The 16,186-nt window shown below is 54.1% G+C and carries 11 protein-coding genes; all 11 read left to right on the top strand.

From position 1 onward, the window contains the following. The first annotated feature begins 2 nt into the window (after positions 1 to 2). The 11 genes from KJZ99_08910 (at position 3) to KJZ99_08860 (ending at position 16,183) form a co-directional block, all read left to right on the top strand. Positions 3 to 542 carry a hypothetical protein gene (locus KJZ99_08910; protein MCL4306020.1) on the top strand — a complete coding sequence of 180 codons (540 nt, stop codon included), beginning with the start codon at positions 3 to 5 and terminating at the stop codon, positions 540 to 542. 81 nt (positions 543 to 623) lie between these two features. Next, on the top strand, positions 624 to 2,051 hold the full coding sequence (locus tag KJZ99_08905; GenBank protein ID MCL4306019.1) for a hypothetical protein: 1,428 nt from the start codon (positions 624 to 626) through the stop codon (positions 2,049 to 2,051). Then, positions 2,035 to 3,696 (top strand): SLBB domain-containing protein, encoded by a 1,662-nt coding sequence (locus tag KJZ99_08900; protein MCL4306018.1) that lies wholly within the window; start codon positions 2,035 to 2,037, stop codon positions 3,694 to 3,696. The genes KJZ99_08905 and KJZ99_08900 overlap by 17 nt, the downstream gene beginning before the upstream one ends. A 114-nt stretch (positions 3,697 to 3,810) precedes the next feature. Beyond that, positions 3,811 to 6,492 (top strand): hypothetical protein, encoded by a 2,682-nt coding sequence (locus KJZ99_08895; GenBank protein ID MCL4306017.1) that lies wholly within the window; start codon positions 3,811 to 3,813, stop codon positions 6,490 to 6,492. A gap of 99 nt (positions 6,493 to 6,591) precedes the next feature. After that, complete coding sequence (gene tadA, locus KJZ99_08890; GenBank protein MCL4306016.1) at positions 6,592 to 8,295, top strand: Flp pilus assembly complex ATPase component TadA; 1,704 nt, start codon at positions 6,592 to 6,594, stop codon at positions 8,293 to 8,295. A gap of 20 nt (positions 8,296 to 8,315) precedes the next feature. Further along, positions 8,316 to 9,569 carry a type II secretion system F family protein gene (locus KJZ99_08885; protein MCL4306015.1) on the top strand — a complete coding sequence of 418 codons (1,254 nt, stop codon included), beginning with the start codon at positions 8,316 to 8,318 and terminating at the stop codon, positions 9,567 to 9,569. 77 nt (positions 9,570 to 9,646) lie between these two features. Then, positions 9,647 to 10,459 (top strand): A24 family peptidase, encoded by an 813-nt coding sequence (locus KJZ99_08880; GenBank protein MCL4306014.1) that lies wholly within the window; start codon positions 9,647 to 9,649, stop codon positions 10,457 to 10,459. A gap of 109 nt (positions 10,460 to 10,568) precedes the next feature. Then, complete coding sequence (locus tag KJZ99_08875; protein MCL4306013.1) at positions 10,569 to 12,614, top strand: T9SS type A sorting domain-containing protein; 2,046 nt, start codon at positions 10,569 to 10,571, stop codon at positions 12,612 to 12,614. 137 nt (positions 12,615 to 12,751) lie between these two features. Beyond that, positions 12,752 to 13,801, top strand: a complete 1,050-nt coding sequence (gene obgE, locus KJZ99_08870) for a GTPase ObgE (protein MCL4306012.1) — start codon at positions 12,752 to 12,754, stop codon at positions 13,799 to 13,801. Further along, positions 13,792 to 14,898 (top strand): DNA-processing protein DprA, encoded by a 1,107-nt coding sequence (dprA, locus tag KJZ99_08865; GenBank protein ID MCL4306011.1) that lies wholly within the window; start codon positions 13,792 to 13,794, stop codon positions 14,896 to 14,898. Before obgE ends, dprA begins: the two co-directional genes overlap by 10 nt. Then, entirely contained in the window at positions 14,885 to 16,183 is a 1,299-nt protein-coding gene (locus KJZ99_08860; GenBank protein MCL4306010.1) for a hypothetical protein, read from the top strand. The genes dprA and KJZ99_08860 overlap by 14 nt, the downstream gene beginning before the upstream one ends. Positions 16,184 to 16,186: the final 3 nt, after the last annotated feature.

The following is a 16,186-nucleotide window of genomic DNA, read 5'->3' as shown; positions in this document are numbered from 1 at the left end:
AAATGACGCAACGAGTAAACGTCCTCTGGGGAATCCTGCTCACCTTATTGGTGGCGACGATGGTCTGGATGGGCTGGACAAATTACAAGATTTCGGAACGCATCGAGGTGATGCGGAACAAGCAGATTGTGCTGGGAACCGACCAGCAGCTTGAAGAGACCGTCAATACGCTTGAGAAGGACTTGAATGATCGAATTGCGTACCAGACTCAGGTGACGGTCGATCCGCTCGACCTTACTCGCACGATCCAGACGCGAGCATTTCTCGCAAGTCTTGGTTTGCGTGAGACGCTTGAGCAGCGCGGGCGCATGCGGCTGTCATGCACGGTCATGAGTGAGACTCCGTCTGCGATTGTCAAGTTCATGGGAAGAAGTCATGTCTTGCGCGTGGGCGACGAACTCAACGGTTTTCGGGTGGCGGCCATCGAACCTGCTCAAATGGTGATGACCAAGGGCGGTTCACGTCTGGTGTTGATCAATGAGTCGGCGCCCGAGGGGGAGTTGTCCGAGGGCAAGACTTCGCTTGAAGGATCGAATTTCTAAACCGGTGCTGGTCACTGGACTACTCTTACGAAGTAAGCAATTTTTAGCCGAGATATAAGGAACAGGCTTTTGAAACTGGCAATGCATCTCCGTAATTCTTTGGGGCTGGCCGTGCGTCGGACTGGTTCGTTCGCGCGGTGCCGTGCCCTGTGGGCGGCCGTCTTGGCCATGACGCTCCTTACCCAAACCGCCGTGTATGCGCAAAACTCAACTGATGACGCGCTGCAACGGCTGGTGACGATTGATGCCGATGATGCGTTCCTGCCGTCGGTATTGGCCATTCTTGCCGCGGAAAGTGGATTCAACATCGTGACTGGTCCGCAAGTCAATCAGGAAGAACGCATCTCGATTCATCTTAAAGACACACCCATCGAGCAGGCAATGAATCTCGTTGTCCGCGCGGCGGGGTTGTCTTATGAAATCGTTGGCAAGTCATTCCTGGTCGCACCTCGCGAACAGCTGCGCGAGCAGGTTGGACTGAACGCCTACGTGGTTGATCTGCAGTACGTAGAGGCCCCTGTCGTCCGTAAGATGCTGGAAAAGCTCAACGCTGACATCACTGTGGACAGTATCGGGAACAAGCTGTTGGTCGTGACGAGTCCGAAAGTTCTCGCTGACATCCATCGTGTCGTCTCGGAAGTAGACGTGCCGCCTTTGCAAATCGTGCTGGAATGCAGGATGATCGAAGTCGCCGTGGAGAACGAAGAGGCTCTTGGCATTGACTGGAACAGACTTTCCACTCTGCAGACCGTGATCGCAGAGACACCGGTGGACGCGCTTGGCAACGCTGTGGATCAGGACGGTAATCCCGCGCTAAGCGGAATCGACCCGTCCGTTCGCGGTCGAGTTCCGTCACAGTTGCCGTTCTTTCCGATGGAACCTCGCCGCATAGGCTATTGGTCGAAGCAGGCGACCGCTTTTGAAGTGGCGCTGGACATGCTCCTTCGCACGGGCCGTGCCGAAGTGCTCGCCAATACGTCGGTCGCAACTCTGAACAACAAGACGGCGCGGATTCAAGTTGTGGATGAGATCCCGTATGTCGCACGCAGCGGCGGTGTGGGCGGTCAGGTGCAGATTGACCAAGTGACAGTTGGTGTGATGTTGAATGTGACCCCGAAAATCAACTCAGACGGCTACATCACAACGGATATTCAACCTGAACTTTCTTCAATCTTCCAGTTTCTGGAGTCGTCCGACACTCAGCTTCCCTGGGTGAAGCGCCGGATTTCTTCGACGACGATCCGCATCAAAGACGGCGAAACTGTAATCATCGGCGGCTTGTTGGGCGTTGAATCATCAAAGACCGAGCATCGCTTCCCGTTCTTGGGAGATATCCCGTTTCTGGGCAGCTTGTTCCGTCACAAGACAACCAGCACACGCAAAACAGACCTGATCATTCAGGTGACACCGCACATCCTGGGCACGGGTTACTCGCTGAAACTTCCGGAACGCGTGCGCGAGGTTGAAGGCAAGTTCTTGCCGCAGGAGTCAGGTGAGTCAAAAGAATAAGCGGCTTCCGCGGGTGCAGGCCGCGGCTCTCGCGTTACTGTTAGGTTTGCTCTGTGGCACTCTTCCGTTGTCGGCGCAGGATGCGGTAAACCGCACAACCGATCCACTGAAGTCAAAGTATCTTGATGCGGCGAAGTCACTGCCAACGGATTTATCGAGCGTAACGGCGTATGAGGGCGTTGTTGACAGAGACCAGTATCTCGTCGGTCCCGGCGACAAACTGATCCTGCAGATCTGGAGTCCGGCGTATGAAGAAGTGCCGATTCTGGTGTCCGGCGATGGACGTGTTGCCGTGCCGTATGCCGGACCGGTTCAGGTAGCCGGCACGGCTCTATCGGAGGCTGAACGGCTGATTGCTGCCGAATTTGAGCGCGCGCTGAAGCGTGGCCGGGTATCGGTTTCCCTATTAGAGCCTCGGATGTTTCGCGTGCATGTTACGGGTGAAGTATTGGTTCCGGGCACGTACAAGTTGCGAGCCACGTCGCGTGTTGCGGATGCGATCCTTGAAGGCGGCGGGATTAGATCGTTTCTTCGTATTCAGAACGGCGACACAATCGCAGTTCCGCAAGCCAATCTGCGTCTCATCGAGATGCGCGGGATGGATGGCAGGGTTCACGCAGTCGATTTGTTGCGATTCTACAGGGGCGGAGATCTGCGAGGCAATCCATTGCTTCTGGACGGAGCAGTGATCTATGTTCCACCGCTCGCCGACGGCCCCAAGGTCGGGGTGTTTGGCGAGGTGCAGTATCCCGATCTCTATATCTTCGCAAGCGGCGATAATGTTGAAACGATCCTGAATCTCGCCGGAGGATTGACAGCGAGCGCCGATTCAGCAAGAGTTACGATTCAGCGATCGGCGGGAAGCACTGAACAGATCAGTCTTGCTGCAGGCGGACTGACTGCGCGCTTGGAACCAGGAGATCGTGTGCATGTTGGGGGCAAACCTCACTCTCGAGTTTCCGGTTCAGCGATGATATCCGGGCAGGTTGCTAAGCCCGGTGCATACATGGTTACCCCGGGCGTTACGACCGTCCAAGAATTGCTAGACATGGCCGGTGGTTTGCTCCCAGGTGCAGAGATACGATCCGCACGACTTGAACGACGGAATGATGACAGGACTTCAGCTGAGCGGTTGCGGCTCCTTCACAATCCTATCAAGACGTTGTCCAAGGACGACCCTTGGATGCTCGCCGATCAGGAATTGTCGGCAGAGTTTTCACGATGGGAATACGGTACTGTCGTTCTTGACTTATCGGCAAAACAGAAAGCACCCGGATGGGCCGGAGACGTTCGTCTGCAAGACGGCGATCGCCTTGAGATTCCGGAACAGCCCCTCGGTGTTCGTGTGCTTGGCTACGTGAACCACGCCGGAGAAGTGCCGTGGATCGAGGGGGGAGATCTTAGCCACTATCTTGAGAAAGCCGGAGGCAAGAACAAGGCAGGGTGGAAAGGTCGTGCGGTGTTGATCAAAGGGCGGAACGGATCGCAAATCCGCTACTCAAGTAAAGTTTCAATTGACCCGGGTGATGTTGTGTTCGTGCCTCAGCGCCCCCGCACAACAGGTTGGGATCGCATCAAGGACGTAATTACCGTTGTCGCACAACTCGCGACAGTGGTTTTGGTCATCGATAGTGCAAGTAAGTGACACTTTTCCCGTGGGTCTAAGCAGTCGGAATCAATCGGAGATTTTCGCAAATCGGAGATTTCCGGTCGGTTTCCTCAAACAATCCAGGACCTGGAGGGACTTATGGAGGCAAGAATGAAATTTATCCGCTGGACAGCTATTTTATTGGCGGCAATCGCTGTGCTGTTAAGTGGCGTCGGTTGTGACGAGAAGTCCACCGGCACAAATCAGACCGGACGCAATGTCGGTTCCATTCAAATCGTGCTTGGTACCGTCAATGATACGCTGCGGTTCCTGCCGGGTGACTCGGCTTCAACGTCGGTCACGATTATTGTGTCTGATGATCAGGGTCGTGCGCTCGCTGGGCAGAAAGTTGAAGTCAGCCTGTCCAATAATAACCTCGGTTACATCGAGTGGGCGGATACTGACTTGCAGGATACGACCAACTCAGTGGGCCGTGTCAATGCGACGTTTAGAACGTACGCCCGTGCCGGAAACCAGATCATCTCAGCGTCCACAGGTGGTTTGACTGATAACGCGATTCTGGCCATTCTGCCCGCTTCCAACGTGGTCTGCAACGTGTCCATGACGATCGCGGACACACTATTGGAAGCAAACCAATATGTGGAAGACTCGACTCGTGTAGTACTTACGCTCACGGACTGCGACGCGCGCGGAATCTCAGGTGTGTCTCTTGACTTGAGAGCAACCGGCGGCCGTATGATCGTACCACCGCCGACTGATGATGGTGGTCGGACAGAAACGTACTGGTTCAATAACGGCCAATTTGGAACATTCACGATCAGCGTTCAGGTTAGTGGTTTTAACCGCTCGCAGAATGTTCATGTTCAAGAGATTGAGTCTCGCCAAGGCTTCTTGACGGTGACGTCGAATAAACTGCAGGTAGAGGCAGACGGCTGTGTAACCGCCGCCAACATTACTGCTGTTCTGCAGAACCAGTTCGGGGAAGCGATTCGCAATGACACAGTGCGCTTCGGTGCTCCTTATGGCGGCGCGATCCAGCCGATCGGGGTCACCGATTCGCTGGGGCGTGCCTTTGCCACTTTCTGTGGAATGGGCGTCCCTAACGGCGAAGATCCTGCGGATTCATCATTCGTTGTGGCCCGCTATGAGAAGTGGGGATTGCGCGACACAGTCTATATTCGCATTGACCCTGCCTCTGAAATCACCAATGTCACTCTGTCTGCCACGACGGCCAGCGGAACTGCTGGTAAGGATTCAATCCAGCTCTTTGTCAATGCTGCCTATGAAAATGGTGCTCCAGTTAATGGCTATTACGCTCACTTCCGGTTTACAGAGTGTGGCAGCTTTTTATTTGACTCGGTTCGCTTGCGGAATGGAACATTGGACACGGTGCAGTTCTACCGCCTTTGCCAGCAGATTCCTGCAATGCCGCCACAGTTGACAGTAAGTGTTGGCGGGGTAGTGTCAAGCCCGCTGAATATCCAGATCAATCCGGGACCGGCAACCTATGTAAGATTCCCGACTCCCATCGGAGTGTTAAGCACCAACACTGCGCAGGACGTCTCTGTCGCAGTGACGGATACTTTTGGAAACCCCGTCCGAGCTGGTGTGATTGTGTTCTTCGAGACCACAATCGGAACAGTTAGTCCGTCAACTGCGGCAACAAATGTTGATGGCCTCGCTACAACCAGCTTAAGTACCGGAACCACTGCAGGTGATGGTGTGGTCAGAGCTCGACTGGGTAATGGCGCAATAGACTCGACAGCTCTGTTTGTTCAGTCAGGAAATGCTAATTCGCTATCCATGGCCTTATTGCCGCCCAGCATGCTCGTGCGCGGTTCAGGTGGTCAGGATTGGTCACAAATTAGAGCCACGGCATTTGACGCGAACGGAAACCCGGTTCCAAACGGAACATGGGTGAGATTCCAACTGCAAGGTTCAATCCCGACGGGTGCAAATATTAACAACCGCGGACTGTCCGATTCTGCGCAGACGTCAAACGGTATTGCCGTGGCAACCTTGAACGCCGGAACCGGTGTTGGAACAGTCTTCGTTCAGGGCTGTGTCACCACCGAAACTGGTCAGGCTTGCGCGCCGGCCACAGGTACGGTCGTCGCTGGTCCACCGGCTCGCATCCAGCTCGGTGTCAATGAGCTTGGCGAGGATGCTGGTGGTGCTGCCTGGGATCTTGAGATAAGTGCGCTTGTTAAAGATGCTGTGCAGAATAACGTCATTGCAGGCACCGCCGTATTCTTCAGTGTTATCCCCGAGGAGTACGCTCAGATTCTTTCCGAATCCGTGGTAGTTGGTAATGAAAACTCCGACGGAGATGTTCGTCCGGGCGTTGCATTTACGACGCTGCGTTTCACATCAGAAATGACGAATAGGTTAGTTCAGATTTCGGCTTCTACGGCAAATGGCATCACTCAGACGTTTGATCTCATCCTCCCGATTCAAGAGCCGAGAATTGAGCTGTACGCTCAGCCGTCTTCATGGCACTTTGGAATCGCCGCCCCGTGCCGCATCGAACTACGCTCGATCGTTCGCGATGGGCATGACGTCCGCATCAATGGGCAGGAAGTCTACTACCGCTCAGCACGTGGCCGCATGTATAACAACCAGGGCGGTACCGGCCAGGCCGTGAGTATTTCGGTAACAGGCCCCGAGTATAACCCCCTGTTCTTCAGCGGTGAATGTTCACTCTGGTTGGTGGAAACGGAAGCCTTCATCTTCCCCGATCCTTTGACACCTGAGATTCCGGGCGAAGTGGGTGTGGAAGTCGTCGGCTTCCAGAATGCTCAGGATTCACAGGTTATCAACTTCCGCCGCTAAGGCAAGGTTGAATTATCGAGAATGACACAAGTGGGCCGGAGCCGGAACTAAACCGGCTCCGGCCCGTATTGGAACGCTTTGGACGACTAAAGTAGGAATATGAGAGAGAAACTTGGCGAGATTCTGATCCGCAAGGGTCTGATCAATAATCAGCAGCTCAATGAAGCTCTTACGCGCCAGAAAGAAAAGCGTAAGAAGATCGGCGAGACGATGATCTCCCTCGGAATGGTGACCGAGGACAACGTGTACCGCTCACTCGGCGAACAGTGGGGTGTGGACTTTATTTCCGCCGACAACTTAAGTGCGAAGAATGCCAACGCGCTGGGAATGGTCCCGGAAGCGTTTGCAAAGGAGCACTTGCTTGTTCCGCTTGAGCTGACCGGAAATATGATTGTGGTGGCAATGGCCGATCCGGACGACATTGTCGCGGTAGATAACCTTGAGAAGCTTTCCGGCAAGAAAGTTGACGCGAAACTTGCGTCACCCAGCGCGATCCTTAATGCAATTGAGAACTCCTACGAGAAGATTCGCAAGCAAGGTGAAGTAACTGAGGCGATCGGTGACCTGCAGTTTTTCGCTACTTCCGATGAGGATGACGAAAGCCTCGTAGATATGAGCAAGACCGGCGGGACAGAGGATGCTCCCGTGGTCAAGCTTGTCAATCTGATGCTTGCTGACGCCATTAAGTCGCGCGCAACGGACATTCACATCGAACCGTATGAAGATGCCTTGGTTGTGCGTTTCCGCGTCGACGGCGTGCTGATGGAAGTTATGCGGCCCCCCAAGGCGTCGCACGCAGGTATTGTGTCCCGTGTGAAGATTCTCTCAAAACTGAACATTGCTGAGAAACGTTTGCCGCAGGACGGCCGATTTACGGTTCGTGCGGCCGACAGAGAGATTGACATGCGTGTCTCGATCCTGCCACTCGTGACGGGTGAAAAGATTGTGATGCGTCTGCTCGATAAATCCGGATTTGCTTTCAGTCTTGCGACGCTGGGCTTCGACGATGAAGACAGTATGATTTTCCGCCGCTGGATTCGCCAGCCGTACGGAATGGTAATCATCTCCGGTCCTACCGGCGCCGGTAAATCCACGACGTTGTTTGCCGCACTGAATGAAATCAAGAGCGTTGAAGACAACATCACGACTGTCGAAGACCCGGTAGAGTATCACGTCCCGGGAATCAATCAGGTTCAGACCAAAGCAAGAATCGGCTTGACCTTTGCTGCTGCGCTGCGATCGATTCTGCGTCAGGACCCTGACAAGCTGCTGATCGGTGAAATTCGAGACGAAGAAACTGCGGATATCGCGGTCAAATTCGCATTGACCGGACACTTGGTATTCTCGACCGTGCACGCGAACGATGCTCCTTCCACGATCACCCGATTGCTGGATATTGGTGTTCCGCCATTCTTGTGCGGCAGTGTGCTCAACCTTGTGATGGCTCAGAGACTTGTACGCAGAATTTGTCAACACTGCAAGCACGAGTATGAACCGGAAGCGTCGGAACTTGAGAGTCTTGCCATTGACACAGACTTCTTGAAGGGGCGGAAGTTTTATCGCGGACGTGGCTGTGCGCAATGCCGTAACACCGGTTATCTGGGACGAACCGGTATCTTCGAAGTGCTCGAAATGCGCAGGAACATCCGCTCTCTCGTGTTTGACAATGCGAATCAGGATGAGATTCGTAATGCCGCTCTTGCCAACGGCATGGTGACGCTGCGTGACGCGGCGTTTAAGAAGATTTTTGCAGGGATTACGACGAGCCACGAGCTGTTGCGCGTGACCGTTCAAGAAATCTAACAAGCGACGGACAAGAGGCGATGCCGACATACAGTTACGTCATCAAAGACGCCGCGGGAAACCGTCAGGAAGATAATCTCAAGGCGGCGAGCTACGAAGCCGCCGTAGAAGCTCTGCGCCGCCGTGGCGCTGCGCAGATCGTCTCGGTGCGCGAAATCAAAGGCGGACTTGCGCTCGATGAAATGAGCGTCGGGGAACAGATCGGCCTTGCGATCTACCGTTGGCGAACGCGAATACCGCTCAAAACACTGGTGTTCTTCACTCGCCAGCTTTCCACGATGTTCTCTGCCGGTTTGACCATCGAGCGTGCTATTCAGAACCTGTTGGCTGAAGAACGCAATTACCGCTTCAAGAAAGTTCTCGTACAGGTTGCGACGGATCTTAAAAAGGGTTATGCGTTGTCCGAGGCACTGGCAAAGCACCCCGGTGTGTATTCCAACCTCTATGTGGCATTGGTTCATGCCGGCGAAGTTTCCGGTAACCTGCACGTTATTTTAGAGCAATTGTCCGACTATTTGGAATCGGTCGCGGATACGCAGCGAAAAGTCATTTCAGCAATGTCGTATCCGGTATTTTCCGTAATCTTCTTGACCATTGTTATTACGATCCTGATGGTCTTCATCGTGCCGATGTTCGAGGACGTCTATTCCAAATTCTCTGCCCGATTACCGTTTGCAACACTGGTCCTGATGAACATTTCCAAGTTGATGGTTAATCAGGCGCCGTTAGTCTTCGCAGTGGCGCTGGCGGTTATTGCCGGCCTCTGGATTCTGACAAAAACCAAGCGGGGAGGCTTGGTTTGGGACAACATGAAGCTCAGGTTTCCCGTTTTTGGAAATCTGCTGATGTCCTCCCTTATGGACAAGTTCGCCCGTACATTCGGTATTTTGATCGGCTCAGGTGTCCCGGTGCTCGAGTCTCTCAGTCATTCCATTCGCGTCGTTGAGAATCGAGTGATCGGAAACGCTCTCCGCGATGCACAGCACATGATTAAAGACGGCTACGCGATTTCCGTGGCAATGAAGAAGACGGGTGTTTTCCCGCCCATCATGGTTCAGCTGATTCAGACGGGTGAAGAGACCGGTGAGATCAATAAGCTGTTGGAAAAGGTTTCGGAATTCTATTCCAAACAGGTGGACGCGACAATTGGCCGACTGACGTCTTTGATTGAGCCGCTCTTGATCATTTTAATCGGCGGCGTTATCGGTATCATTTTGATCGCAATTTATCTTCCCGTCTTCATGCTTGGCCGCGCAATTCAAGCTTCAGGATAAGGCACAAGGCTTGCAAATTACTGCGGGTGACTGCATATTGTTAGTGCAGTCACCCGTTTAGTTTCTCGGAGGTGTATGTGACTATAGACACGCCGTGGGGCGGCCTTCCGGCACTGCCCGTTTATCTCGTCGTTGGATTCCTTGGTGCCTGTTTTGGCAGTTTCGCGAATGTCTTAATCTATCGTTTGCCTGCCGAATTGTCGCTCGTGCGCCCGCCATCCCGTTGCCCCAAATGTGAGCAGCGAATCTCGTGGATTGACAATATTCCGATTCTGAGCTGGCTGTTGTTGGGTGGAAAGTGCCGGAATTGCAAGACTCCAATATCCGTCCAGTATCCGCTGATTGAAGCAACATCTGCGGTTCTCGCGGGCCTTGCCGTCTGGAAGTTTGGATTAAGTTACGCAGGTCTTGCTTACGGCCTGTTGTTTATCGGTTTGCTTGCCTTAATTATCATCGATTTGCGTCATTGGCTCTTGCCCTTCGCCATAACGGTTCCTCTGACGATAATCGGCATCGTTGGGGCTGCGTTTTTCGACACAATCCCTTTACGCGAATCCTTGATTGGATCCGCGGTCGGTTTTGGGGTATTCCTCCTCTTGTTGCTGGGAGGACAATGGATATTCAAGAAAGAAGCAATGGGCGGGGGAGACGTGGTCTTTGGGGCGATGGCTGGCAGCTTTCTGGGTTGGCAATCGGTCCTGCTGATGATGTTCGTAGCATCAGCTCTGGGGACTCTTTACGCGTTGTTTTTATTAATGTTAAAGAAGGATGTGGCGGGAAGGTCAGTCCCCTTCGGCCCGTTCCTCGCTATAGCGCTCGTTATCTGCCTGCTATGGGGCCAATCCATGATTTCGTGGTACCTTCGCCTGATTGGCGCCCCCAACTCTTGACTTTTTAGTGTTTGCTGTGTAAGTTGTTACGAAATTGCAAGTAGCAAAATTACCCAATTCCTGCATAGACAACCTGCGCATTACGCAGGTGCAAAGAAAGGGAGTTCTCATGATCAAGAAAAGCATAGGTTTGTTCCTCATGCTTGCTCTAGTTGCCACGGCTTATGCTGGCGCAACAACTAGTAAGCGCATGGACACCAGTCAGAAGACCCCGTTTGCCGGGACGGCTGGTGAAGTGATTAGCACGGATGCGGTCTATCGCACGCCGTCATCCGGTTCGTTGGACCTGATCGGTACGCAGTATGAAGCTGGCCGCACATGGTATGACTACCAGCACAACGGCACTGCCGGCCGAATGGTCACTGTCGATGACATGGGCTTTGTGCACGTCGTTTGGATGAACGGTCAGGATCAAGGAAGTGCGCAACGCCACGTGTTCTACAATTGCTGGGATCCTTCGACCCAGACTTGGGAGGCGCTGATTCCCCAAGGCGGTGTTGCCATTGACAACGCGCCGCGTGCCGGCTATGTTGCGCAGACGGTTACTCCGGACGGCTTCAGTTTCCCTGCATATCACGCTACTCCTCCCGGCGAGTCAATTTTGTTCTCCAATGTTTCGATCGATTTCCAGCCGCACGCTGGCGCTTTCACGCCGTTTTGGCCGACAGATAACGTAGAGCCTCAGGTTATCTGGCCCAAAATCGCAGTGGGTTCAGACGGCGTTCTGCACGGAATTTCTACTGACGACGGTGCCGACCTGCAAGGTTATCACTACTGGCGTGGCGTCCCGCTGTTTGATTCCGGCTTCGGAATCCAGATTGACTTCACAACGTTCAACAACGGACAGCAGGTTCGGACGCTTGGCCAGGGCCGCACGATTTCTCCCGACATCGCGGCTTCGCCGGTTCCCGGATCAAATCGTGTTGCGGTGGCGTGGACACGTTCACGCGGCGGTACAGGTGGTCTCGGTCAGATCAACAACGACCTGATGCTTTCGATTTCGGAAGACGGCGGTTTGAACTGGAATACGGCGATTGACTTGACCAGCTGGATTCCGTCAGACCAGAGCTGCCCGTCGCAGGACACGATGGCCTGCAATGGCGACACGTTACGTCCCTACACGGATTGCTCAATCCTGATTGACGACAATGACCTGATTCATGTGGCTTTCACGACGCGCACGCTGTATGAATACGGCTTGCCGGGCGGCGTTGATCCTCTGCCGGATACGACGGCCTACATCAACTTGTCGAGCATCTGGCATTGGGGTGAGGACACCGATGAATTCTCCTGCATCGTGAATCACAATCAGTTCGCCTATTTCTCGAATGGCGACAGCTTGCTGGTGGACGACGCCTGGCAGCTGATGGTTCAGCGTCCTTGCTTGGCCTATGATCCGACCACCAATTGGATGTATTGCACGTTTATTCGCCATGACTCCACGCAATACTCGGCGAACTACAGCATGAGTGCTGATGCTTGGGTGGCCGGTTCCTGCAATATGGGCCGCACATGGTATAACCCGATCAACCTGACCAGCACGGTGACGCCTCCAAACGCCCCGGCTGGATCATGCAATCACGAGCGTGATTTGACGGTCAACAAGGTCGTGACTTATGATGGCGGCGTCGGCTATCTGCACGTTCAGTACGAACTGGATTATGATGTCGGTGGCGTCCCGCAGGATGAAGGTGTTGCGACGAACAATCCGATTTACTACCTGCGCGTGCCGCTTGCAGACCTCGACTTCGTGGCTCAGGGAATGCGCGATTGGAGCTCGCCGACGATGCACATCAACGGCAGCCAGCACACCGGTACCGGCGCGGTTCCGTTTGACCCGACCGATCCGTGCGCCGGCACGTCTGTGGGTTCGCGCAACGAATTGCCGCAGGCCTTCCAGCTCTTCCAGAACTACCCGAACCCGTTCAACCCGTCGACGAATATCCAGTTCGACTTGATCAATTCGTCGCGTGTGACTTTGAAGGTGTTCAACGTGCTGGGTGAAGAAGTTGCCACGTTGGTGAATGGCCAGGCACTGAATGCCGGTACTCACACGATTTCATTCGACGGTTCGCAGCTGTCGAGCGGCGTGTATATGTATCGCCTCGAAGCCAATGGCGTTACCTCGACTCGCAAGATGGTGTTGATGAAGTAAGCTAACTGCCCCGCAGTTAGTCCTTTCGGAATCGCGAGGGCCAGGTGTGAATCGTTCCGCACCTGGCCCTTGTATTTGTCGCAGACCAAATGTTACTTGGATCGTCTTACCTCACTCGCAACTCAAATACTGAGTAAATTGTGTTTGTAGATCGTGCAAAAATCTATGTAAGGTCCGGCAAAGGCGGTGACGGCCGAGTCTCCTTTTTGCGCGAAGCATTTCGTCCGCTGGGTGGCCCGGACGGCGGCGATGGAGGAGCAGGCGGCTCTGTCTACCTGGTTGCAGATTCGCAATTGCACACGCTGATGGACTTCCGCCATCAAGTCGAGTTCAAGGCAGAAGATGGCGAAATGGGCGGGAGAAAACAGTGTACTGGCCGTGACGGAAAGGATATCGAAATCCGGCTTCCGGTCGGCACACAAGTCTACACAGAAGACGGCTTGCTGGCAGATTTGTCAGAACCGGGCCAACGAATTTGTGTAGCAGAAGGAGGTCGCGGCGGCAAGGGCAATCAACACTTTGCGACGTCCCGCAATCAGGCACCTCGAAAGTCCACCCCCGGTCAGCCCGCGCAAGAGCGAAACCTGCTCCTCGAGCTTAGATTAATGGCCGATGTTGGGCTGGTCGGATTGCCGAACGCCGGCAAGTCAACCCTGCTTTCCGTCCTGACCGCAGCCCGTCCCAAGATAGCTCCCTACCCGTTTACGACACTCTCTCCGAATCTCGGGATTGTGCGCCCTACCGAATACTCGAGCTTTGTCCTTGCAGACCTGCCAGGGCTGATCGAAGGCGCATCGGACGGCCGGGGATTGGGTTACGAGTTTCTGCGGCATGTCGAGCGAACTCGCGTACTGCTCTTCCTGCTCGATTGCACAAGCAGCGACCCCAAGGCGGAACTCAAAGTGCTGAAATCAGAGTTGAAGAGCTGGAATCCGGATCTTCTGAAGCGTCCTGCCCTGATTGTTCTCTCGAAGATCGACCTCCTGCCGGCAGGCGAGAAGTTGCCCAAGGGTCCCTGGAAACACGCTATCTCATCTGCGACGAATCAGGGCATTGAAGAGTTGATTCAGAAGCTCTGGTCACTCTTGGAGACCGCACCAATACCTCGAATCTTCAGGGAGCCGGATGAACTTCCAGGGCCGATAAGCAAGCTCGGGGAACCTCTGGAGGAGGACGAGTGGGATTAAGCGGCTTCGAAAAGGTTGCTTTGTTGAACCTGCTAAGTGTCCCGGGTATCGGCGCGTGGGGAGCTGTCCGTCTGGTTCAGGAATTTGGTCTGCCTTCGCGCGTTTTTGAAGCTGCCGACGGTGCCTTGCGTGCTGTGCCGCGCATCGGAGAGAAAGTAATCGATGGCATTCGCAAGACTAAACCTGATGGGGAACTTGGGAACACACAGTTTGCGGCTGCTGAGCAGGCGCAAGTCCGCTTGATGAGCTTCTGGGACGATGACTTCCCTCAGGGATTGAGAGAAATTGAGCAGGATTCCCCCGCACTCTTATTTGTCAAGGGGAACTTCGATCCACATGCGCGCAGAGTGGCAATTGTCGGCACTCGGAGAGCCAGTGATTATGGCAAACGGGCGTGCAGAGAACTAATTGGTGGTTTGGCATCCTCAGGAGTGCACGTCATTAGCGGGCTGGCCAGTGGAATTGACGGAGTTGCTCATCAGGCTGCACTGGAGCGCGGTATCCCGACGCAGGCGGTGTTCGGGTGCGGCTTGGACATCATTTATCCCGACCACCACAAACCACTCGCCGAGCGAATACTGGCGGAGGACGGTGCGCTATTGTCCGAATACCCCATGGGCACACAACCATCTGTCTACACGTTCCCGCAACGAAATCGCATTATTGCCGGGCTGGCTGCAGTTACTGTAGTGGTTGAAGCACCGGAGAAGTCTGGTGCTCTGATAACGGCCCGTTTGGCCGCATCATTTGGCCGTGAAGTCGGAGCTGTCCCCGGATTTATTGTCGGAGGAAAGGCGGCCGGCTGTCACGAGTTAATCAAAGAGGGTGCCGCCCTTGTCGATTCCCCTCAGGATATTGCTGACTTGCTGAAACTAAAGAGCACAGTTATTCAACCGTCAGTTCAAGTTCCTCAGCCAAACTTGGCTGATGCCGAACTTGGTCTGTGGACTCTGATTCCTCCAGACAACAAAATTCATATCGACAGCTTAGTAGAAAAGGCTGCGCAGCCGCCGGGAGAACTCTTGAGCAGGCTGCTGCTTCTCGAATTGAAGGGTTTTGTCAAACAACTACCGGGGAAATTCTTTGTCCGCGCTTGACCTTGTTCACCGTCTCTTAGCACCGGCCTGGACTCAGGCCAAACACATTGTGCTCTTTGAAGACGAAGCCTCGGAAGGGCAGTTGTTCCCGCTCAATGTGCTAAGGCCCTGCTGGGAGATTCGGGCGGGTCTTGGTAGTTTGCAGGGCTGGATGAAGGTACTGCGTCAGTCGGGGCACACCGTCACCTTGCGACCTCGGGGCCACATGGAAGCCATAGCCAGCGAGCTCGCCGGTTTCAACGACCCATGGCCTTCTGATTCGGCAGACGTGACATTCTTGAACGGTCGTGTTTTGCTCATGCCTCCTCAACAGGGCAGTTTACCACCATCTGTCTACGATTCTTTAGGAAATGTATTATGGGCGAAGATGGCGGGCGCAGAAATCAGGGATTGGCAGGGATTCTCAGGAACTGAGATTGCCGATTCACTCGTTAAAGCAGTAAAGGGGGGGGTGCGGTCAGCGGAGTTGGGTGTGCTGTCCGCACTCTACGTCTGGGACTACATGGCTTACAACGAGCGATTGTTGACTGTAGGATTTGGCTGTGCGGACGAACTGCTTGGCTCAACCGTACTCGAAACTTTTCCAGCGGGTGTTCACAAAATTGGCGACAATCCCCTGTACATGGGAGAAGAGTCCCAAGTCGCGCCGCTCGTTGTCTTCGACACTTCGCTTGGGTCTATTTGGCTCGGCCGAGGGGTGGAAATCGAGCCTCATTGCTATCTTAAAGGTCCGCTCAGCATCGGCGACCATTGCCGCATCAAAGCTGGTACGGTACTTTACTGGGGATCAAGCATCGGGCCGCAATGCCGCGTATCAGGGGAAATCAGCGGGTCGATTTTGCAGGGCTATGTCAACAAACAGCACGCTGGTTTTCTGGGGAATAGCCACCTCGGAGAATGGGTGAATCTTGGCGCAGATACTACGGTCTCCAACTTGCGGAATGACTATGGTGATGTGCAGGTGAAACTTGGGCAGAAGCTGGTGGATTCGGGTAATCGATTTGTGGGGTTGATGTGCGGTGACCATACCAAGACCGGCATCAACACAATGTTCAATACTGGAACGGTCGTTGGGGTGGCGGCGAATGTCTTTGGTGAAGGCTATCCACCGCGAGCCATTCAGAGTTTTTCTTGGGGCGGAAAGCGCGGTTTCAAGGTCGAGCCACTTGTTCGAACATTGGGAACTGCGCGCATTGCAATGAGTCGACGCGGGCGCGATCTGTCTTCTACTGAAGAAGCTTTGCTTCGGCGGCACTATGAAACAGTCGTTAATTCAGGAGAGTGAGTG

The sequence above is a fragment of the bacterium genome (assembly GCA_023382385.1).
Classification (GTDB): Bacteria; Electryoneota; RPQS01; order RPQS01; family RPQS01; genus JABWCQ01.
This window is presented reverse-complemented; position numbering and strand designations above follow the sequence as displayed.

What these genes read in the sequence shown, in the direction of transcription:
- KJZ99_08910 (MCL4306020.1), top strand. Translation starts at nt 3, where the DNA reads ATGACGCAACGAGTAAACGTCCTCTGGGGAATCCTGCTCACCTTATTG.
- KJZ99_08905 (MCL4306019.1), top strand. Translation starts at nt 624, where the DNA reads ATGCATCTCCGTAATTCTTTGGGGCTGGCCGTGCGTCGGACTGGTTCG.
- KJZ99_08895 (MCL4306017.1), top strand. Translation starts at nt 3,811, where the DNA reads ATGAAATTTATCCGCTGGACAGCTATTTTATTGGCGGCAATCGCTGTG.
- tadA (MCL4306016.1), top strand. Translation starts at nt 6,592, where the DNA reads ATGAGAGAGAAACTTGGCGAGATTCTGATCCGCAAGGGTCTGATCAAT.
- KJZ99_08885 (MCL4306015.1), top strand. Translation starts at nt 8,316, where the DNA reads ATGCCGACATACAGTTACGTCATCAAAGACGCCGCGGGAAACCGTCAG.
- KJZ99_08875 (MCL4306013.1), top strand. Translation starts at nt 10,569, where the DNA reads ATGATCAAGAAAAGCATAGGTTTGTTCCTCATGCTTGCTCTAGTTGCC.